19 protein-coding genes are annotated in these 21337 nt (G+C 64.4%); 16 read left to right on the forward strand and 3 right to left on the reverse strand.

The genetic code is table 11. The features are described from left to right. Nucleotides 1-24: 24 nt before the first annotated feature. The 7 genes from SB786_RS32585 (at nt 25) to SB786_RS32615 (ending at nt 8487) form a co-directional block, all read left to right on the forward strand. Nucleotides 25-1926: a dipeptide ABC transporter ATP-binding protein gene (locus SB786_RS32585; protein WP_410731059.1), complete on the forward strand. Its 1902-nt coding sequence runs from the start codon at nt 25-27 to the stop codon at nt 1924-1926. A gap of 129 nt (nt 1927-2055) precedes the next feature. Beyond that, nucleotides 2056-3618 (forward strand): glutathione ABC transporter substrate-binding protein GsiB, encoded by a 1563-nt coding sequence (gene gsiB / locus SB786_RS32590; protein ID WP_410731060.1) that lies wholly within the window; start codon nt 2056-2058, stop codon nt 3616-3618. 67 nt (nt 3619-3685) lie between these two features. Beyond that, nucleotides 3686-4606, forward strand: coding sequence for a glutathione ABC transporter permease GsiC (gsiC, locus tag SB786_RS32595; protein ID WP_006762331.1), 921 nt, complete (start codon nt 3686-3688; stop codon nt 4604-4606). 7 nt (nt 4607-4613) lie between these two features. After that, on the forward strand, nt 4614-5507 hold the full coding sequence (gene gsiD, locus SB786_RS32600) for a glutathione ABC transporter permease GsiD (RefSeq protein ID WP_410731061.1): 894 nt from the start codon (nt 4614-4616) through the stop codon (nt 5505-5507). Continuing rightward, the gene (locus SB786_RS32605; protein WP_410731062.1) at nt 5507-6604 is read left to right on the forward strand and encodes a P1 family peptidase; all 1098 of its coding nucleotides are present in this window, start codon (nt 5507-5509) and stop codon (nt 6602-6604) included. The genes gsiD and SB786_RS32605 overlap by 1 nt, the downstream gene beginning before the upstream one ends. After that, a complete protein-coding gene (locus SB786_RS32610) occupies nt 6601-7428 on the forward strand; it encodes a M55 family metallopeptidase (protein WP_410731063.1) in 828 nt (275 codons plus the stop codon). Before SB786_RS32605 ends, SB786_RS32610 begins: the two co-directional genes overlap by 4 nt. Before the next feature lie 279 nt (nt 7429-7707). Then, on the forward strand, nt 7708-8487 hold the full coding sequence (locus SB786_RS32615; RefSeq protein ID WP_410731064.1) for an AraC family transcriptional regulator: 780 nt from the start codon (nt 7708-7710) through the stop codon (nt 8485-8487). Nucleotides 8488-8921: 434 nt separating this feature from the next. On the opposite strand, the gene pcaG is transcribed toward SB786_RS32615, so the two are convergent. The 3 genes from pcaG to SB786_RS32630 form a co-directional block, all read right to left on the reverse strand. Continuing rightward, nucleotides 8922-9515, reverse strand: coding sequence for a protocatechuate 3,4-dioxygenase subunit alpha (gene pcaG, locus SB786_RS32620; RefSeq protein ID WP_410731065.1), 594 nt, complete (start codon nt 9513-9515; stop codon nt 8922-8924). A gap of 3 nt (nt 9516-9518) precedes the next feature. Next, entirely contained in the window at nt 9519-10226 is a 708-nt protein-coding gene (pcaH, locus tag SB786_RS32625) for a protocatechuate 3,4-dioxygenase subunit beta (RefSeq protein WP_410731066.1), read from the reverse strand. Between the two features lie 305 nt (nt 10227-10531). Then, nucleotides 10532-11095, reverse strand: a complete 564-nt coding sequence (locus tag SB786_RS32630; protein ID WP_410731067.1) for a YiiX/YebB-like N1pC/P60 family cysteine hydrolase — start codon at nt 11093-11095, stop codon at nt 10532-10534. 120 nt (nt 11096-11215) lie between these two features. Here SB786_RS32630 and SB786_RS32635 point away from each other — a divergent pair, with 120 nt between their 5' ends. The 9 genes from SB786_RS32635 to SB786_RS32675 all read left to right on the forward strand — a co-directional run. Then, nucleotides 11216-11953 (forward strand): helix-turn-helix domain-containing protein, encoded by a 738-nt coding sequence (locus tag SB786_RS32635; RefSeq protein WP_410731068.1) that lies wholly within the window; start codon nt 11216-11218, stop codon nt 11951-11953. Between the two features lie 77 nt (nt 11954-12030). Further along, the gene (gene pcaQ / locus SB786_RS32640; RefSeq protein ID WP_410731069.1) at nt 12031-13017 is read left to right on the forward strand and encodes a pca operon transcription factor PcaQ; all 987 of its coding nucleotides are present in this window, start codon (nt 12031-12033) and stop codon (nt 13015-13017) included. A gap of 134 nt (nt 13018-13151) precedes the next feature. Next, nucleotides 13152-13511 carry a type II toxin-antitoxin system RelE/ParE family toxin gene (locus SB786_RS32645; RefSeq protein WP_410731070.1) on the forward strand — a complete coding sequence of 120 codons (360 nt, stop codon included), beginning with the start codon at nt 13152-13154 and terminating at the stop codon, nt 13509-13511. 69 nt (nt 13512-13580) lie between these two features. After that, entirely contained in the window at nt 13581-13877 is a 297-nt protein-coding gene (locus tag SB786_RS32650) for an XRE family transcriptional regulator (protein ID WP_006758577.1), read from the forward strand. Between the two features lie 470 nt (nt 13878-14347). Next, on the forward strand, nt 14348-15706 hold the full coding sequence (locus SB786_RS32655; protein WP_410731071.1) for a TolC family protein: 1359 nt from the start codon (nt 14348-14350) through the stop codon (nt 15704-15706). Then, nucleotides 15706-17502, forward strand: a complete 1797-nt coding sequence (locus SB786_RS32660; RefSeq protein ID WP_410731072.1) for a type I secretion system permease/ATPase — start codon at nt 15706-15708, stop codon at nt 17500-17502. The genes SB786_RS32655 and SB786_RS32660 overlap by 1 nt, the downstream gene beginning before the upstream one ends. An 8-nt stretch (nt 17503-17510) precedes the next feature. Continuing rightward, a complete protein-coding gene (locus tag SB786_RS32665; protein WP_410731073.1) occupies nt 17511-18878 on the forward strand; it encodes an HlyD family type I secretion periplasmic adaptor subunit in 1368 nt (455 codons plus the stop codon). Nucleotides 18879-19029: 151 nt separating this feature from the next. After that, nucleotides 19030-19818 carry a hypothetical protein gene (locus SB786_RS32670; RefSeq protein WP_410731074.1) on the forward strand — a complete coding sequence of 263 codons (789 nt, stop codon included), beginning with the start codon at nt 19030-19032 and terminating at the stop codon, nt 19816-19818. A gap of 17 nt (nt 19819-19835) precedes the next feature. Further along, on the forward strand, nt 19836-21337 hold a 1502-nt coding region (locus SB786_RS32675), incomplete at its 3' end, for a hypothetical protein (RefSeq protein ID WP_410731075.1).

Consider the following 21337-nt stretch of genomic DNA (forward strand, 5'->3'; position numbering starts at 1 on the left):
CGGATCGCACCAGGAGACCTACACATGACTTCGAGCCGAACCCCGTCCGAGCTGGTGCTGCCGGATCAGCGCGTCGTCGCCGTCGACGACCTGTCGGTCATGTTCCGTCGCGAAGCCACGACGTTCGATGCGGTGCGCAACGTGTCGTTTCACGTCGACCGCGGCGAGACGCTCGCGATCGTCGGCGAATCGGGCTCCGGCAAGTCGGTCACGTCGCTCGCGCTGATGCGGCTCGTCGAGCACGGCGGCGGCGAGATCACGAGCGGCCGGATCGCGTTGCGGCGTCGCGGCGGCGCGCTCGTCGACCTCGCCCAGGCGAGCGCGGCGACGATGCGCGGGATTCGCGGCGCGGACATCGCGATGATCTTCCAGGAACCGATGACGTCGCTGAACCCGGTGTTTACGGTCGGCGACCAGATCAGCGAGGCGATCGCGCTGCACCAGTCGAAAAGCGCGAGCGACGCGCGCGCGGAGGCGTTGCGGCTGCTCGATCTCGTGCGCATCCCGGAGGCGCGCCGCGTGTTCGCGCGGTATCCGCACCAGTTGTCCGGCGGGATGCGGCAGCGCGTGATGATCGCGATGGCGCTGTCGTGCCGGCCCGCGCTCCTGATCGCCGACGAGCCGACGACCGCGCTCGACGTGACGATCCAGGCGCAGATCCTGCAGCTGATCCGCGGCCTGCAGGACGAAATGAACATGGGCGTGATCTTCATCACGCACGACATGGGCGTGGTCGCCGAAGTGGCCGACCGCGTGCTCGTGATGTATCGCGGCGAGAAGGTCGAGGAGGGCGAGTCCGAGCGCATTTTCGCGACGCCCGCGCATCGCTACACGCGTGCGCTGCTCGCGGCCGTGCCGCGGCTCGGCTCGATGCAGGGCACCGATATCCCCGAGAAATTCCCGCTGCTGAAGGTGGACGCGACGGGCGCGCCCGCGCCGGCGCCCGCCGCGCACGACGCCGCCGACGCGCAGCCGCCGGTCGATCCGGCCGCGCCGCCGATTCTGCGCGTGCGCGATCTCGTCACGCGGTTTCCGGTGAAGAGCGGCGTGTTCAGCCGCGTGTCGCAGTACGTGCATGCGGTCGAGCGCGTGAGCTTCGAGCTGCGCGCGGGCGAGACGCTCGCGCTCGTCGGCGAATCGGGCTGCGGCAAGTCGACCACCGGGCGCTCGCTGCTGCGCCTCGTCGAATCGCAGAGCGGCTCGATCGAATTCGACGGCCGCGACATCAGCGCGATGAAGGGCGCGGACCTGCAGGCGCTGCGCCGGAACATCCAGTTCATCTTCCAGGATCCGTTCGCGTCGCTGAACCCGCGCCTGACGGTCGGCTTCTCGATCATGGAGCCGCTGCTCGTGCACGGTGTCGCGAGCGGCCGCGAAGCGCAGGCGCGCGTCGACTGGCTGCTCGACAAGGTCGGCCTGCCGCCGGAGGCCGCGCGCCGCTATCCGCACGAATTCTCGGGCGGCCAGCGCCAGCGGATCGCCATCGCACGCGCGCTCGCGCTGAACCCGAAGGTCGTGATCGCCGATGAATCGGTGTCCGCGCTCGACGTGTCGGTGCAGGCGCAGATCGTCAACCTGATGCTCGACCTGCAGCGTGAACTCGGCGTCGCGTATCTGTTCATCTCGCACGACATGGCGGTGGTCGAGCGCGTGAGCCATCGCGTCGCGGTGATGTATCTCGGCCAGATCGTCGAGATCGGCCCGCGCCGCGCGGTGTTCGAAGCGCCGCAGCATCCTTACACGAGGAAGTTGATGAGCGCGGTGCCGGTGGCCGACCCCGCGCGCCGGCATGCGCCGCGCCAGCTTGCGGCGGACGAGATTCCGAGCCCGATCCGGGAGATCGGCGACGAGCCGACGGTCGCGCCGCTCGTCGCGGTCGGCCCCGATCATTTCGTCGCGACGCATCGCGTCGGCGGCGCGTATTGATTGCACGGCGAGTCGCATATGGACCGCAGCTGCGCACGCGCCAGGCAACGGCGTCATTTTCCCGAGCGGATGCAATCACGCCGCGATTTCAACCACGCGTTACCGAATCATCCACAGGAGCCAGACAAAATGAACAAGCCGCATTCGTTCCCGATGTTCCGTCCGCGCGCGCTCGTCGCTGCGGGGGCAGGCGCGCTCGCGCTGTCGGTCGCGGCGCCCGCGTTCGCGCAGCAGAACGTCGTGGTCGCCGTGTACTCGACGTTCACGACGATGGACCCGTACGACGCGAACGACACGGTGTCGCAAGCCGTCGTCAAGTCGTTCTACGAAGGGCTGTTCGGCTTCGACAAGGACATGAAGCTCGTCAACGTGCTCGCGACGGGCTACCAGGCGTCGCCCGATGCGAAGGTCTATACGGTCAAGCTGCGCGAGGGCGTGAAATTCCAGGACGGCACCGACTTCAACGCCGCCGCGGTGAAGGCGAACTTCGACCGCGTGACCGATCCGGCGAACAAGCTGAAGCGGTACGGGCTGTTCCGCGTGATCGAGAAGACCGAGGTGGTCGATCCGATGACGGTGAAGTTCACGCTGCGCGAGCCGTTCTCCGCGTTCATCAACACGCTCGCGCACCCGTCGGCGGTGATGATTTCGCCGGCCGCGCTGAAGAAGTGGGGGCGCGACGTATCGCTGCATCCGGTCGGCACGGGCCCGTTCGAGTTCGTCGAATGGAAGCAGACCGACGACATGAAGGTGAAGAAGTTTGCCGGCTACTGGAAGAAGGGCTACCCGAAGGTCGATTCGATCGACTGGAAGCCGGTGGTCGACAACAACACGCGCGCCGCGCTGCTCAAGACCGGCGAGGCGGATTTCGCGTTCACGATTCCGTTCGAGCAGGCCGCCGACCTGAAGAGCAATCCGAAGGTCGAGCTGATCGAGCGGCCGTCGATCATCCAGCGCTACATTTCGCTGAACACGCAGAAGAAGCCGTTCGACAATCCGAAGGTGCGTGAGGCGCTGAACTACGCGGTCAACAAGGAAGCGCTCGCGAAGGTCGTGTTCGCCGGCTATGCGACCCCGCAGACGGGCGTCGCACCGGTCGGCGTCGAATACGCGACCAAGCTCGGGCCGTGGCCGTACGATCCGGCGAAGGCGCGCGCGCTGCTGAAGGAGGCCGGCTATCCGAACGGCTTCGAATCGACGCTGTGGTCCGCGTACAACCATTCGACGGCGCAGAAGCTGATCCAGTTCGTGCAGCAGCAGCTCGCGCAGGTCGGTGTCAAGGTGCAGGTGCAGGCGCTGGAAGCCGGCGAGCGGGTCGCGAAGGTCGAGAGTGCGCAGGATCCGGCAACGGCACCCGTGCGGATGTACTACACCGGCTGGTCGGCGTCGACGGGCGAGGCGAACTGGGCGCTGTCGCCGCTACTCGGGTCCACGTCGGCGCCGCCGAAGCTCTACAACACGGCGTACTACAAGAACGGTGCGGTCGACGACGATCTCGCGAAGGCGCTCGAGACCACCGACCGTGCGAAGAAGGCCGCCCTGTACGCCGACGCGCAGAAGCAGGTGTGGGCCGATGCGCCGTGGATTTTCCTGGTGCAGGAGAAGATCGTTTATGCGCGTAACAAGCGCCTGCACGGCATGTACGTGATGCCGGACGGTTCGTTCAACTTCGACGAAATCTCGGTGAAATGACGGCGGTTCACCCGCTGCGCGGCGCCGGTGGCACACCCTGCCGGTGCGCTGATTCGATCGGTGCCCCATGCTGAATTTTCTCGTCAAACGCCTGTTCGGCCTGCTGCCCACGCTCGCGATCGTCGCGGTGCTGGTGTTTCTGTTCGTGCATCTGCTGCCGGGCGACCCTGCGCGGCTCGCGGCGGGCCCCGAAGCCGACGACGCGACGGTCGCGCTGGTGCGCGCCGATCTCGGCCTCGACCGGCCGCTGCCCGCGCAGTTCGCGAACTTCTTCGTGAAGATCGCGCACGGCGATTTCGGCACGTCGACGCGCAGCAAGCGGCCGGTGTCGACCGAGATCGGCGAGCGCTTCATGCCGACGCTGCTGCTGACGCTCGTCAGCATGGTGTGGGCGACGGCGTTCGGGATGGCGATCGGGATCGCGTCGGCGGTGTGGCGCAACCGCTGGCCCGACCGCCTCGGGATGACGATCGCGGTGTCGGGCATCTCGTTTCCGGCGTTCGCGCTCGGCATGCTGCTGATGGAAATCTTCTCGGTGAAGCTCGGCTGGCTGCCCGTCGTGCCGGACGGCACGTGGAAAAGCTACGTGCTGCCGTCGCTGACGCTCGGCGCCGCGGTCGCGGCCGTGATGGCGCGCTTCACGCGCGCGTCGTTCGTCGAGGTGCTCAACGAGGACTTCGTGCGCACCGCGCGCGCGAAGGGCGTGCACGAGCCGATGGTCGTGCTCAAGCACTGCCTGCGCAACGCGATGATCCCGGTCGTCACGATGATGGGGCTGCAGTTCGGCTTCCTGCTCGGCGGCTCGATCGTCGTCGAGGCGGTGTTCAACTGGCCGGGAATCGGGCGCCTGCTGGTCGACGCGGTGACGATGCGCGACTACCCGGTGATCCAGGCGATCGTGCTGCTGTTCTCGCTGGAATTCATCCTGATCAACCTGACCGTCGACGTGCTGTACGCGGTCATCAACCCGACCATCCGGTTCAAGTGAGGCCCGCATGAACGCGACTGTCCAGCCCGCGGCGCCGGCCGCATCGAACGCGATCCGCACGCCGTGGCGCGAATTCTGGCGCAAGTTCCGCAAGCAGACCGTCGCGCTGGTCGCGGGCGGTTTCGTGCTCGGGCTCGTCGTGCTGGCGTTCGTCGGCCCGCACATCGCGCCGTTCGATCCGGAAAACTATTTCGACTACGACGCGCTGAACGCCGGGCCGTCGGCCGTGCACTGGTTCGGCGTCGACTCGCTCGGCCGCGACATCTTCAGCCGGATCATCACCGGCACGCGCATCTCGCTCGCGGCCGGCTTCTTCTCGGTCGCGCTCGGCGCGCTCATCGGCACGTTCTTCGGGCTGCTCGCCGGCTACTACGAAGGCTGGTGGGACCGCATCACGATGCGCGTGGCCGACGTGCTGTTCGCGTTCCCGGGGATCCTGCTCGCGATCGGCGTGGTCGCGATCCTCGGCAACGGGATGGTCAACGTGATCTGCGCGGTCGCGATCTTCAGCATTCCGGCGTTCGCGCGGCTCGTGCGCGGCAACACGCTGATGCTCAAGCACATGACCTACGTGGAAGCCGCGCGCAGCATCGGCGCGTCCGACTGGACGATCATCATGCGGCACATCCTGCCGGGCACCGTGTCGTCCGTCGTCGTCTACTTCACGATGCGGATCGGCACGTCGATCATCACGGCCGCGAGCCTGTCGTTCCTCGGGCTCGGCGCGCAGCCGCCGACGCCGGAGTGGGGCGCGATGCTCAACGAGGCGCGCGCCGACATGGTGAGCGCGCCGCACGTCGCGATTTTCCCGAGCCTTGCGATCTTCCTCACCGTGCTCGCGTTCAACCTGCTCGGCGACGGGCTGCGCGACGCACTCGATCCGAAGCTGGAGCGCCGCTGATGCGTGCACTGCCGATGTGGGCCGCGACGCTGCCGGCCGGGCCGCGCGCCACGATTGCCGACGTGCCGGGCGTGACGGTCGGCCATGCGACGCTCGATGCCGGCGACGTGCAGACGGGCGTGACCGTCGTGAAGCCGCATCCGGGCGACCTGTACCGCAGCAAGGTGCCGGCCGGCGCGGCCGTGATCAACGGCTTCGGCAAGAGCGTCGGGCTGGTGCAGGTCGATGAGCTCGGCACGCTCGATACGCCGATCGCGCTGACCAACACGTTCGGCGTCGGCGCGATCGCGCACGCGCAGATCCGCGCGGCGATCGCGAACAATCCGCGGATCGGCCGCGACTGGTCGACCGTCAACCCGCTCGTGTTCGAGTGCAACGACGGCTTTCTGAACGATATCCAGGCATTCGCGGTGACGGCCGCGCATTACGACGACGCGTGCCGCGCGGCGGCGCGCGACTTCGCGCGCGGCGCGGTGGGCGCCGGGCGCGGGATGTCGTGTTTCGACCTGAAGGGCGGGATCGGCTCTGCGTCGCGCGTGGCGGTCGCGGCCGGCCGGCCGTATACGGTCGGCGCGCTCGTGCTCGCGAATTTCGGCCGGCTGCCGATGCTGACGCTCGGCGGCGTGCCGCTCGGGCGCGTCGTCGCGCAGCGGCGCGCCGCCGCGGCCGCTGACGCCGCCGCCGCCGCGCACGCTGCGCCCGAGCAAGGCTCGATCATCCTGCTGCTCGCGACCGATGCGCCGCTCGACGCACGGCAACTGTCGCGGCTCGCACGCCGTGCGGGTGCGGGCCTGGCGCGCACCGGTTCGGTCTACGGGCACGGCAGCGGCGACATCGCGCTCGCATTTTCCACCGCATACACGATCGCGCACGACGCGTCGACCATCGCGCTGCCGGCCCTCGTGGCCGATGCGGCGCTCGATCCGCTGTTCATGGCCGCGGCCGAAAGCGTCGAGCATGCGATTGCCGATGCGCTGCTGCAGGCCGTGACCGTGGTCGGGCGCGACGGCCACGTGCGGCAATCGCTGCGCGACGCGGTGCCCGATCTCGAGCGCCTGTTCAACGACGACTACGAAGGGCGTCATATTCCGTCATGAAAATCCTGATCTCGACCGACATCGAAGGCGTCGCCGGTGTGTTCGCCGTCGAGCAGACGCGGGCCGGCAATCCGGAGTACGAACGTGCGCGCCGCTGGATGACCGCCGAGGCGAACGCGGCGATCGAAGGCGCATTCGCGGGCGGCGCGCAGGCCGTCTGGGTCAACGACTCGCATGGCGGCTTTCGCAATCTGCTGCCCGACGGGCTCGATGCGCGTGCGCGCGTCGTGCTCGGCAAGCCGCGCACGCTTGGGATGATGGCGGGCCTCGAACAGCAGCCCGATCTCGTGTTCATGATCGGCTTTCACGCGAAATCGCAGACGCGCGGCGTGCTCGCGCACACGATCAACAGTTTTGCGTTCACGCAGGTGTGGCTGAACGGCGTCGAACTCGGCGAAGCCGGGCTGTACGGCGCGCTGGCGCGCGAATACGGCGCGCACGTCGCGCTGGCGTCGGGCGACGATGTGTTCGCCGAGGAAACCCGGCCGCTGTTTCCGGACGCGCGTTTCGAGACGGTCAAGACGGCCCGCGGCGCATCGAGCGGCGACACGCTCACGCCGGCCGCGTCCTGCGCGCGCATTGCGACCGCCGCACGCGAAACGGTCGCGCATGCGCTGGCGTCCGGCTGGCGCGCGACCGCGCATCGGCCTGCACCGGCCGCTTGCACGCTGCGCGTGCAGACGGCCGCACTCGCCGATCTGTTCGGCATGCTGCCGTCGCTCGAGCGGGTCGATGCGGTGACGTTGCGCTTCGACGGGCCATCGGTCGAGCACGTGGTGCGCACGCTGAACTGCCTGTCGGCCATGTCGTTCATGCTGCGGTGATGTGTGCCGACCGGATGTCGCCTATGCGCGGCGCGTCACGCAGGCCGGGCGGCCGTTTCGAGCAGGAACGCTTCCATCGCGGCAACCAGCGCAACAAGGTGGGGGCCGTCCCGCACGCGATGAAACGTAGTGAGCATCTCCGCGCCGATGAAGTCGCAATCCGGCCGATTTGGCCGTCGGGTCGTGCGGCTGTCCGGTCGCACAAGCGTGGAGCGGATCTCGGACCGATCGAAGGTGACCCGCCTTCGATGCCAAATCATTCATGATGGAATTCGGGCCTTGAGAAATACACTGCCAGATCCCTACGACCATATTCCCCGTAGCGTGGTCGTGACCGCCAACGACTATGCGGCGGGCACGACGTTTCCGGAGCACGCGCACGGGCGCGGACAGTTCGCGTTCGCGTCGCGCGGCACGATCAGCGTGTCGACGCCGCACGGCCGCTGGCTGGTGCCGCCGCAGCGCGCGTGCTGGGTGCCGCCCGGCGTGCGGCACGAAATGACGATGACCGGGGCGGTCACGATGCTCAACACGTTCGTGTCCGACGACGCGGCCCGGGCCGCGGGGCTGCCGGACCAGTGCGGCGTGTACGGCGTGTCGCCGCTGTTGCGGCAACTGATCGACGATGCGATCGAGCTGCCGGCGATGTACGACGTCGACGGCCGGGCGGGCAAGCTGATGGCGCTGCTGGTCGCGGAAATCGCGACGATGCCGCGGTTGTCGCTGCACGCGCCGCTGCCCGCCGACGCGCGCCTCGCGAGCATCTGCCGGCACCTGTTCGCGTCGCCGTCGATCGCGGCCGATCTCGACCAGGTGGCGACCCATGCGGGCGTGAGCCGGCGCACGTTTACGCGGCTGTTCCGCGCGCAGACCGGCGTGAGTTTCGCCGCGTGGCGTCAGCAGGTCTGCATGCTCGCGGCGATTACGCGCCTGAGCGATGGGCAGCCGGTGACACGGGTCGCCTTCGAGCTTGGCTATGCGAGTGCGAGCGCCTTTACGTCGGCGTTTCGCCGCATCCTCGGCGATACGCCGAGCCGGTATCTGGAGGTTCGCCGCTAGCCGGGGCGGCGCTGCGGTCGCACGAAAAAAACGCGCCTGCCAGGATTCGGTCAGGCGCGCTTAAAGGCACTCGGTCAGAAAAATGCGCGTCCAGCCGGCGAGGCGGTGTTCGCGCATTGATTCGTGAAATTGTTGCGTATCCCGATTCAATTCCATCGGTGTATCGCGGATAGCAAAGCATACGCCGCATAACCCGCGAACGATATCGCGCGCCGCCAACGATTCATGTGCTGCCGCAGCATGCGTTTGAATCGCGCGTTCGACGCCGCGGCCGGAGGCCGCCAATCATGGACTTTGGCGATGGTCGTCGCGCGTGCTGCGGCGCAACATCGAATGTTGACGCCCAAAACGAAAACCGCCGCGCGACGCGATGCCGGTCGGTATCGCGCCATGCGGCGGTTTAGTGCGAGCAGCCGGCCTGCGCCGGCTCGTCGTCACACGTCGAAGAACACGGTTTCGTCCGGCCCCTGCATGCGGATGTCGAAGCGGTACACGACGGGCCGGCCCGGCTGCGCATCACGTTTCGCGACGAGCGTCGCACGGCGTTCGGCCGGCACCAGGTTCAGCACCGGATCGGCCGCGTTTGCCGCGGCTTCGTCGTCGAAATACACGCGGGTGAACGCGTGGGTCAGGATCCCGCGCATCATCACCGTCACGGTGATGTGCGGCGCTTCGTCGGCAGAGATGCGGCCCGGCTTCACCGTCGGGACCACGAAGCGGTTCTGCGCATCGGTGCCCGTGCCGACGCGTGCGAAGCCGGTGAAGCCGGACTTCGCGACGTCGTCGCGCGATGCGGGATAACGGCCCGCGCCATCCACCTGCGTGAATTCGAGCACCGCGTCGCCGACGACGTTGCCGTCGCCGTCGAACACCTGACCCACCAGCAGCACGTGCTCGCCTTCGGCGTCCGGCGTGGCGATCGCCGGCGTGAACAGGCTCTTCAGGTCGTAATCGTATTGCTGCGGGCACAGGCCGTATGCGAAGTACGGGCCGACCGTCTGCGAAGGGGTTTGCTTCAGCGTCGTCATGGTTCAGCGCTCCATCGGGGTAGCATCGCGGCCGCGCAGCACGATGTCGAATTCGTAGCCGAGCGCATAGCCTTCTTCGGTAATGTCCATCGAGAAGCGCGAGATCAGGCGATCGCGCGCGGCTTCCGGCGTGCCCTGGAAGATCGGGTCGTACGCGAGCAGCGGATCGCCGGGGAAGTACATCTGCGTGACGAGGCGCGAGCCGAAGTAGTCGCCGAACAGCGAGAAGTGGATGTGATTCGGGCGCCACGCGTTCGGATGGTTGCCCCACGGATAGGCGCCGGGCTTGACCGTCAGGAAGCGGTAGCGGCCTTCGTTATCGGTCAGGCAGCGGCCGGCGCCGAGGAAGTTCGGATCGAGCGGCGCGTCGTGCTGGTCGACCTTGTGCACATAGCGGCCGGCGGCGTTTGCCTGCCATACCTCGACGAGCGTGTTGCGCACGGGCTTGCCGCCTTCGTCGAGCACGCGGCCGGTGACGACGATGCGCTCGCCGAGCGGCTCGCCGTTCTTCACGGCGTTCTTCGTCAGGTCGTGGTCGAGCGCGCCGAGATCCTCTGCGCCGTAGACGGGCGTGTACTGGTCGCGCAGCTTTTCCTTCAACGGGATCATCGGGCGCGTCGGGCCGCGTTTCACCGACGAACGGTACTCGGGGTGGACATACGCGGGATGCGACTGCCAGTCGCGCGGCGTGAGGATCGTGGGGGAATCCATCGGGTGTCTCCTGATAGGTGTTTTCGCGAAGGGATGGCTAGACTTTAACCAATCCGGAAAGTTATGCAAAATGACCTTTTTTAGCGAATCGCATAACCGTTCGTTATGTTCGGCGACGCCAATGAAAATCCGCCGGACAGGCGGCCTGTCCGGCGGAAAAAGCGATCGGGCCTCGCGTCGTCGGTGACGACCCCGTGCACGGCCCTCCAGCCAGCCCGTCGCTGCTTTGTTGTGTTTCGTTGTTGTGGTTATTTGGCCTCCCCGAGCGTGCCGTCGTTTGTTTTTCGTTCTTCGCCTTTCGTTCGTTACGGTCTGGCGGGATCGAAGACGATCCCGTCGAATTCCAGCGACAGCGCGCCGCTGCGCAGCAGCGCGGCCGGGGTCGCGGTGCGCTCGGCGCCGAGCACGTCGCCCACGTAGTTCGCGCAGAACCCGCGGTGCGCGAGCAGGCTGAAGCGGCCGCCGAGCAGCGCGTCGATCCGCTGTTCGGCCAGCGCGTGCACGTGGCGTTGCGCGTCGGCGGTCGGTGCGGCGACGCGGCGAGCCAGCGCGACGCGTCCGCCGTCGGCGCGGGCGATGAAGCGCGACAGCGGCGTGAGCTTCGTCCGCGCAAACGCGGGCTCGGCGATCAACGGTTCGTCGCCCGACGTATCGACGACGATGCCGAAGCGATCGGCCCATGCGCCTGCGTTGCCTGCCGCGTCGCGCAACGCGCCGGCCGGTACGCGGATGAACACGAGATCTCCGACGTGCGCGCCGGCGGCCAGCGTGCGCACCGTGGCGAGCGGCAGCGTGCGGTCCGTGTCGCGGGCGTCGCGCGGTGCAGCGGGATGCGGTTCGAAGGCGGTGGTGTCGGTTCGGGTGCTCATCGCGGCTCCATCGGGCAGTGACAGGACGGAGCGGATTATGCTGACAAGTATCCAAAATTGCTTGTATGGATGCTTGGGTAGCCTAATATCCGACCTCGAGCACCATTTTTCGATACCGACATGACCGAGACCGCCCAACTCATCGAAACGCTGAAGCGCCAGCTGAAGGCGCAGGGAATGACCTACCGCGACGTCGCGCGCGCGCTCGACGTGTCCGAGACGAGCGTGAAGCGGCTGTTCGCGGGCGGCCGCTTCACGCTGGAGCGCGTCGCGGAGATCGCGCAACTGCTCGGCTATACGCTCGCCGAACTCGTGCAGGAGGCGTCGGCATCCGCGCCGCGCTTGCGCGTGCTGACCGAGCAGCAGGAGGCGCTGCTCGTGTCGGACGAGAAGCTGCTGCTCGTCGCCGTTTGCGCGGTCAACTACTGGACCGTGCAGGACATCGTGTCGGCCTATTGCCTGACGCAGGCCGAGTGCGTGAAATACCTGCTGATGCTCGACCGGATGAACGTGATCGCGCTGCTGCCGGGCGACCGGATTCGCGTACGCGTCGCACGCGATTTCGACTGGCTGCCGGGCGGGCCGATCCGACGCTATTTCCATGCACATGTGCTCGACGACTTTCTCGGCAGCCGTTTCGACGGCCCGGGCGAGACGATGACGTTCTCGCAAGGGATGCTGACCGACGCGGCCGCCGCGGAACTCGAGCAGGAACTGCGGCGGCTCGGCGCCAAGGCGGCGGCGCTGCATGCGGAGTCGTCGTCCGCGCCGCTCGGGCAGAAGCGCGGCACGGGCCTGCTGATCGCCAAGCGGATCTGGGAGCCGACCGGATTCCACGCGCTGCGGCGCCATGCGTGACGCCGCACCGAATACTTGGGTCTTTCCGGAAAGTTATGCAAAATGGCACAACATCATCATTTGCATAACCGCCCGTTATGAATAACCGCATCGCCGACGGCCGCGTCAAATTCCGGCACCTGCAGTGTTTTCTCGCGGTCGCGCAGCTGGGCGGCGTGCAGAAGGCGGCCGAAAGCCTGTCGATCACGCAGCCGGCCGTGTCGAAGACGATCGCCGAACTGGAGTCGATCCTCGGCGTGAAGCTGTTCGAGCGCGGGCGGCACGGCGCGCAGCCGACCCGCGAAGCGCAGCTGTTTCTCCCCCATGCGAACGCGTGCGTGCTGGCGCTGCGGCAGGGTGTCGGGCTGCTCGCGCGCGAGGGCGGGGCCGCCGCGGCGACGCTCGAGATCGGCATGCTGCCGACCGTGGCGGCATCGCTCGCACCCGCGCTGATGAAGGCGCTGGCCGCACGCTGGCCGCGCATCGTCGTGCGGATCGCGACGGCCGCGAACACCGAGTTGCTGGAGCGGCTGAAGGCGGGCGCGATCGAGTGCGCGATCGGGCGCCTGTCGGAGCCGGAGCGAATGATCGGGCTCGCGTTCGAGCAGCTGTACAACGAGCCGCTCGTCGCGGTCGTGCGCGCGGGCCATCCGTTGCTGGCCAGCACCGCACCGGCCGCCGAACTCGCGCGCTTTCCGGTCGTGCTGCCGCCGTTCGGCACGCTGATCCGCCAGTCGGCCGAGCAATTGCTCGGCGCATGCGGCGCGCCGCCGCTGGATTCGTTCATCGAGGTGCTGTCGGTGTCGGTCGCCCGCGCACTCACGCTCGAGAACGATGCGGTCTGGTTCGTGCCGCTCTATGCGGCCGAATACGACCTGTCGGCCGGTGCGCTCGCGCGCCTGCCGCTGCCGTCCGCGGGCACCGACGAGCCGGTCGGGCTCGTGCTGCGCACCGATGCGCAACCGTCGCCCGTCGCGCGGACGCTGATCGACGCCGTGCGCGAAATCGCCCGGGCGCGATTCGGCGATGCGCGAGCGCATCGGGCGCCGCGCGACGCACGCAAGCCGGCTCGCCGCGCACGTTGAGGCGCCGCGCACGGCCGCGCCATGTGGCGCTCGGCTGTCGTTCCTTCACCCTCATTCGTTAGCCGTTCGGTCAGTAGCGTGCTTTGTCGTGCTTGGCATATCGTATCGTTTTTGATACGCTTGATGTCACGACGATGGCGAGACAGCAGATTCAGATCACGCTCGGCGTGCGGTTCTTCCGCACGGCGCGTGGCAACGAGCCGGTGCGCGAATGGCTCCAGGCGCTCGGGCAGATCGAGCGCAGGATGATCGGCGAAGAGATCAAGACCGTTCAACTGGGCTGGCCGCTCGGCATGCCGCTGGTCCGGAAGATGTCGAAGGATCTGTGGGAAATCCGCGTGATGTTGCCGAGGCGAAGCGCGCGCGTGCTGTTTACGGTCGTCGGCGACTCGATGGTACTGCTGCACGCGTTCTTCAAGCAGTCGCTAGCCACGCCGTCCGACGATCTCGACGTGACCGTCGCGCGGCTGAAGGCGCTCACGCACGCCATCTGAATTTCCCGGTTGCGCCGGCACATGCGAGCGCCGCTGTGCCGGCCGGCAACGCCATGCATTGGAGTATCCATGACGACCACGAACAACCCGCATATCGGCAGCGATTTCGACACCTTCCTGGAGGAAGACGGCCATCTCGAAGCGGCCACCGCCACCGCGATCAAGCGCGTGATCGCGTGGCAGATCGGGCAGGAGATGAAGGCGCAGCACATCACGAAAACCGCGATGGCCGCACGGATGAAAACCAGCCGCGCCGCGCTCAACCGGCTGCTCGACGAAACCGACACGAGCCTCACGCTCGCGACGCTCGCGAGCGCGGCCACCGCACTCGGCAAGCGGCTCAGCTTCGAGCTGGTGCCGGCCTGACGCGCATGACGAATGATGTGCGGCGCGGGCGGTGAACGCTTGCGCGATGTGCGTGCGTCTCCTTAGCGGTCGAGGGTTCGGCGGCGTGCGTCCACGCGTTCCTCCACCGAGTATCGTTTAAGCCTCATCGCAAATCTCTCGTTCAAACGGGGGACGGGACTAACCGACTCGTGATGACGACCGCTGCCGGGAAGGCGGCGAGCTTGATTCATTTTTATTCCGATTTTCGGGGATTTCCTAGCGATATTCAGGACGATTTTCGAATTCGTCCGATTTCCATTGAGCGATCTTCTTTTTACACTCCGACAGCACTGTGAATAACATTTAGTTAGGCAAACGTTTGCGCGTAGCCTCAGCTGCAGCGGATGTGCGAATAGAGGAAAACGATGAGCAGCTGCAGTAGGCACGGTCGAACAGCAGGACCCATCGCTCGGAGGTTCAATCGGAATGTTGCGCTTCGTTGGCATGCCGTGAAGGCGATTTCCTGCCTTCTCGTAATTGGATCAACGACGACAACCAGCGCTTCCAGTCTCGAGAATCTGGCAAGTGAGGCGCTCGCCGCCGATGCGGCATTCAGAAGTGCGGAGGCCGCTTGGCGCGCGGGTATCGAAAAGGCCCCGCAAGGTCGGGCGGGACTGCTGCCGCAAGTTGGCATACAGCAGGTCATCTATCGCAACGGCGTAAGGATTCCAGGGCAGACCATACCCGGCTACGCGACTAATGGCTTCACCCTTACGCTGAACCAGCCGCTCTTCAATTGGGCTGCATGGGAAAGCTGGCAGCAGGGGAAGCTCCTCGTGATGGATGCCGATCTTGCGCTGGCGCAAGCGAAGCAGGACTTGCTACTCCGTGTTTCCCGCGCATATCTATCCGCATTGAACGCACAGGATGACCTCGCGCTCGCCATCGGCCACCGCAAGGCCGTCGCGGAACAACTGGCACTCGCGAAGCGCCGCTTTGCATTGGGCGATGCGACCATCGTCGATACGAACGAGGCGTTGGCCGGCTTCGACGCCGCACGGGCCGATGAGGTCGCGGCGCAAACGCAACTCGATACAAGCTACGCCGCGCTCCGGAAGATTGTCGGCCGTCCTGTTGGCAGGGTAAACAGCTGGCGCGACGATGCACGGCTACCGTCCGTGGAGCCTGCAGACCTGGAACAGTGGATGAACACGGCCGCCACCGCAGATTACGGTGTGCGTAGAAAGATGATCGCAATCCAGCTTGCCGGCCGCGAGCGCAGCAAGGCGCGCGCCGGCGACGCCCCCACTGTCGCCCTGGTCAGCAACATCAGCAATGGAAATGCGGCGTTTATCAACGGTCAGACGAACTTCTACACCGGCGCGAGCCGGGGCAGCTCTGGCTATGTCGGCATCCAGATATCGTTGCCGCTGACCGATGGCCTGATGACCCGCAGCAAGATTCGTGAAGCGCTCGCACTGGAAGACAAGGCTCGCGAAGATTTGGACGATGCACAGGGCAGTGCCCGACTCACCGCCCACGACGCTTACTTGGGCGTCACGCGAGGATTGGCACAGACTGATGCGCTTGCTAGCGCGGTGCGGTCCGCCGAGGTCGCGTTGCGGTCGAATCAAACCGGCTACCGAGTCGGCGTTCGAGTGAACGCGGATGTACTCGACGCAGGAGACAAACTCTACCGGGCACAGCGCGATCTGGCGCGCGCTCGTACGGAAATGTTTGCACAAGCGCTGAAGCTGAAAGCGAGTACCGCCGATCTGGGCGAGGCCGACCTCGCTGCCCTCGACACGATGCTGGTTGAGAACATTTCCGACCGCACACCGAGCTCCGGCGCGGCGGGAGGGCACTAATGCATCAACTCATCAGGCGGCATCTGCTTATCGCAGCCGCGTTCGGTATCGCGTCAAATTTGCTTCTGCTTACGCCAACCATCTATCTGCTGCAGGTTTATGACCGCGTGCTGCCAAGCCAGAGCATTCAGACTTTGCTGATGCTGATGGCCTTCATGGCAATTGCAATCGGGATGAATCTGGGCGTCGATATAGCCCGCAGCCGGATCTTGTCGGACCTGGGCGTGCAAATCGGCAACCGGCTTGAGCGACTCGCGTTGCAGGCGCAAATTTCCGCTCACGCCTATCGGCTGCCGTCACGCGCGCTTGCGAGTCAGGGTGATATCAATACGCTGCGGGCGTTTCTCTCGGGGTCCGGTGTGATTGCGTTTTTCGATGCGCCTTGGCTGGTGGTCTACGTGATTGTCATCGGCCTTTTTCATTGGTCCCTGGCGCTGATTGCGGTGATCAGCGCACTGTTGTTGATTGGTGTCGCACTGGTCAACGATCGGCTCACACGTAAGGGTATCGAGTCGTACCTCGCGCGGCAGCGGGAGAGCGACGCGTTCTACCAGCACCTCATCCGCAATGCCGAAGTCATGACCGTGCTGGGCATGGTGGATAACCTGGTGGGCGCATGGGATGTACGCAAGCGCGACTACGTCGCCGAGCAGCGCGGCGTATCGGATCGCAGCGCGTTCTATCGCGACGTGACGAAGGGGCTGCGGCAGGCGATCCAGGTGATCATGATGGCCGCCGGAGCGTGGCTCGTGATTTCGGGCCATGCGACGCCAGGCGTGATGCTCGCCACGACCATCCTGCTCGGCAAGGCGCTGGCACCGATCGAACAATTGATCGGCAACTGGAGGCAGGCCGGCGAGCTGCGCGAGGCGTGGCCTCGTCTGGACGCACTGCTCGCGGCTCAGCGCGAGGCCGAACCGATTGCACTGCCGCCGCCGACAGGCGAAATCCGGGTTGAACAGATTGCCTTCAGCGTGCCATCGCGAACGCCGGGGCTGGGACGGTTACTACTGCGGGGCATCAATTTCACGCTGGCCGCAGGCCAGACGCTGGTCATTACAGGTCCCAGCGCATCGGGCAAGTCAACTTTGCTGCGGGTCATTGCCGGGCTGTGGCGTCCGCAGGCAGGCACGGTGCGACTCGACGGTGCCGATGTGGCGCAGTGGCCCAGGCAATCTCTTGGTCGGTATCTCGGGTATGTGCCGCAGGACGTCGAACTGTTCGCGGGCACCGTTGCAGAAAACATTGCACGTACCGCGAAGCCCCTCCCGCTCGATTCGGTCGCGATCGTCCAGGCTGCGCAGCGCGCGGGGGTTCACGAGATGATCTTGAATTTACCTGATGGTTACGAGACGCTGATCGGGGATGCCGGGGAGTTGTTGTCCGGCGGACAGCGTCAGCGCATTGCTCTCGCGCGTGCCTTGTACGGTGAGCCCGCCGTACTGCTGCTGGATGAACCCAATGCGAGTCTCGACACGATGGGGGAAGCCGCGCTCGAACGCGTGCTGCGCCATCTGAAAGCCGAGGGTATGACCATCGTCGCGGTCACCCACCGGCCGTCGCTGCTCGCGCTGGCAGACCGAATCTTGCGGCTGAAGGATGGCCAAATGGAACAGCTTGAAATGCCATCCGGCCCGCAGCAGGCCGACTGCGGTCCGCACTCAGGGACCGGACAGACCGACGATACAAGCGGAATGCCGCCTGTCATGGGTCTGGCTGCTCTGCAGGCGGGACGGTCCTCACTTCAGGCGGCCAAAGTGCCGACGGTCGAACCGGCCATGGAAGGCAACCGATGAGAACGTTCATGTCGTTACATCGCGTGAGCGAAACGCTGAAACGTTGGTGGCCGGCTTCCGTGGCATCCGACGGCAGCCTGCTGCCGCTGCCGCGCCGGTTGATCGGCGTCAGCGTCGCAGGTGTCGTCGTTGGGCTGGGTTTGATGTGGGGATGGGCCGCGCTCGCGCCGCTTTCCGGTGCAGTCGTCGCCGAAGGCTCGGTGCGCACCGAAGGTGAACGCAAGACGGTTCAGCATCTTGAAGGCGGGATCGTGAAACAAATCCTGGTCCGGGATGGGGACCGTGTGAAGGCGGGCCAGGTGCTGGTTGTGCTGGACAACGTGAGTCCGGCGGCCGAATTGTCGGCGTTGCAGGCGCAATTCGATTCGGAACAGGCACGGGTCGCGCGCCTTTCCGCCGAGCGCGAGCTGAAGGAAACGTTGGCGTTCCCGGCTGCGCTCGAAAAACAGCGCGACGATCCGCGCGTTGCCGAGTTGCTGGCACGCGAATCCTCGTTGTTCATCGCGCGCCGGCGTGCGTTCGTCGACCAGAGCACGATGCTGCGCACCGAACTGGCACAGACCCGCCAGGAAATCGCGATCAGTTCGCAGTTGATTCAGACGATGAACCGCAGCTATGAGATGGCGCGCCAGCAGCGGCGGACCAACGAAACGTTGCAACAGGAAGGTTTCGTTGCAGAAACGAAGGTGCTCGATTTGCGGCGGGCCGAGGCTGATGCACTGTCGCGCGTCCAGTCAGGCGCCGCCGATCTGAGTCGCGCGAAGCAGCGGCAAACCGATCTCGAACTTCGCATTGCCGGGCTGCGTCACGACTATGTGAAGGCAGCTGACGACGAGCTTAAGGAAGCCTCCACGCGCGCGATCCAGATTGGCGAGCGGCTACGTCCAGCTCGCGATCAGTCGGCTCGGACCCGCGTGACTGCGCCGGTGGCGGGCGTAATCGTCGGCCTGAAGGTACATACGATCGGCGCAGTGATCGCGCCTCGCGAGCCGATCGTTGATGTTGTGCCGGAAGGCGCGCCGTTGATCGTTGAAGCGAACATCCGGCCGGACGACGTGCGCGAGATCGTGCCGGGAAGTCATGCTGACGTTCGATTGACGGCCTACAACTCGCGTACCACGCCGATGCTTGACGGCAAGGTCACTTACATTTCCGCGGACGCGCTGACCGACAGCGATAGGCGTACCCGATTCTATGTTGTGCGTGTCGAGGTTCCGGCGCAAGCGCTGGAAAAGGCAAACCGCCTTGCCAGGGAGCCGGTCGCGCTAGGGCCTGGACTTCGTACCGAGGTGTATATCCGTACGCATGCGCGCTCGGCATTCGATTATCTGCTCGAACCGGTCAGGGACGGGATTCGGAAGTCGATGCGGGATTAAATTTGCAGCGTTATGCAGGAAAGTACCCTTTATATTGGGTGCGCCACGATCGAAATTCGATCGGTTTGGAAGAAGTTTTTACGAGTTCGGAGTTTGTTGAATCCACTCCATAACGTGGTTGTTAAACGCAGTTTCTGAGAGGGTGAGACTAATGAAAGCAGTGACAGCAGCCGCGGTGGCGACCGCCACCGTAGCAAGCAACGTAAGTTACGCGCAGCCGGTGCCGGCATCCGACCTGCCGGTCGCGTTGCCGGGAAGTTTGCGTTATGTCCGACCGGATGACACACCACAAATGGCTCCTGCATTGACGAGCCATCTGAATTCCGCGCAACAAGCGAGTTCGCCGACCAATCAGTCCATTTCGCCGCAAGGTGGAAAAGAGGTGACGAAAATGATTTCCAGACCAAAAACTCCTGTTGAGTTCGTTCAGAACCTCAAGGTGATTTTTGACGGCGACATCCTGCTGCAAGACGCGTTCTATACCGAGGCCAATCTGAAGGATATTTTTAACCTCGAAGTGGCAAGTGTAATCGAGAAAAGTGACGGAGCTGAGCGGGATATTTCGATTTCGGGGAGTGTATCGGATTCAGTATTTCCGAGGATAAAGACATCGGAGTTTTTTGGGGGATCGGCGGCGGGTGCTCGATTTGGGGGCGGGAAAACGATTCATCAATCAGGTGCGGTCACGGCAGCCTTGAACTTTGGAATGTACAAAGGGGGTCCGGATTTTAATGCTGCAATGAAAATTTTCGCGAATAAATTTGTCCGTCTTCCGTCTGAACCTTTTCCTCATGGCGGTCCAGGCGCACCCACAGCACCTCATGGGAGTGAAACATGGAGGTGTCATCAGGTAGCCGGCCAATATGAGAGGACCATTACTGTCGGGTTCAATTCTGCTGGCAATCTTTCAAATATTCTTATTGAAGTAAAGAAGAATTGAAGGCGAGGGATATAAAAATGAAAAATCATCTTGATGAAGGTGCTCTTAAGAAGCTGGCTGATTTTTTTGGCTTGAACTCGCCTCCATATAATGCAATTATCGCTGCGGCAGAAAAATCCCAGTTCCTGGCTGCCGAGTTGAACGCTTTTGCTGAATTGAAGGGTTGGGAGTTCGCGCTCGGAGAAAAAGGTAAAGGAGTTTACACCAATCCGAAAGATAAAGTCATTGCCTTCGATCCTACATGGAGCGAACCGGCAAATATTTTTGCCACCACACTGGCTCACGAACTCGGACACGTGCTGTTGCCGGGCGGCATGGGTGGTTCGCCAGCACTAAATCCCGATCAGGCTGTCGCGAATGGTTTGACGAACGAAGGGGTGGCGCTGCTTTCCGAATACATCGTTGCCATCCAGTTGGGGTTAACCGGTGGCGCGGCCGGCCATATGCACTCTGACTCACCTGACAGTCGGCTGACGCTGCAATTGAATAAATTGGCACTGTCGACCGGTATCGACGTCAACAATATATTGTTTGGGTCCGCATCGGCTCACGCACTTGCCGGTCCCGACACGGCATTGGTGGACGCTGCAGGTAAATACTCCGGAACGCTTTCGCCGTCAATTGCACTGAATCTAACCTACGTGCAATATTACGCGGACTGGTGGATTCTCCAACATGCCGGTGTGGATCCGAAGACCGTGGAGTGGGAAAAGATCCAGGGTCCGACTATCACGTACAAAGACATCGTTATCGACGGCAAGCTGGTTGTGTCGATTGATACCAAGGCCATTCCCCTAAAAAACGGTGGATGGCTGATGGTGAACGGCGAGGTTTCGTTGAATGGCGTTGTAACGTCGACCCTGTTCGGGGCCAACGGCCAGATCTGGGAACTAGCGAAATTTGACTACTCAGGATTTAAACTCCAGGACGTGTTTTTTGGAGCAGACGGTAAGGTAACCCAGCGGTACGACTTCAGGCTAGACAACAGCTACACGAAGTACGACTTCAGCGCAGATGGTTCCCAGACCGCAACGTTGTACGGCGTGAACGGCAAGATAACCGAGTATGCGAAGTTCAACGCCAATGGCAACAAGACGTTGGACATCTTCTACGGTGCCGATGGCAGGGCCACGCAGCAGTACAACTTCAACCTGGACAAGAGCTACACGAAGTACGACTTCGCCGCCGATGGCTCGCAGACTGCGACACTGTATGGCGCGACCGGTCAGATAACCGAGTACGCGAAGTTCAACGCCAATGGTAACAAGACGCTGGACATCTTCTACGGAGCCGATGGCAAGGCGACTCAGCAGTACAACTTCAATCTGGACAAGAGCTACACGAAGTACGACTTCGCCGCCGATGGCTCGCAGACTGCGACACTGTATGGCGCGACCGGTCAGATAACCGAGTACGCAAAGTTCAACACCAACGGCAACAAGACGCTGGACATCTTCTACGGAGCCGATGGCAAGGCCACGCAGCAGTACAACTTCAATCTGGACAAGAGCTACACGAA

It is taken from the genome of Burkholderia sp. SIMBA_062 (assembly GCF_046534765.1).
GTDB classification, from domain to species: domain Bacteria; phylum Pseudomonadota; class Gammaproteobacteria; order Burkholderiales; family Burkholderiaceae; genus Burkholderia; species Burkholderia ambifaria.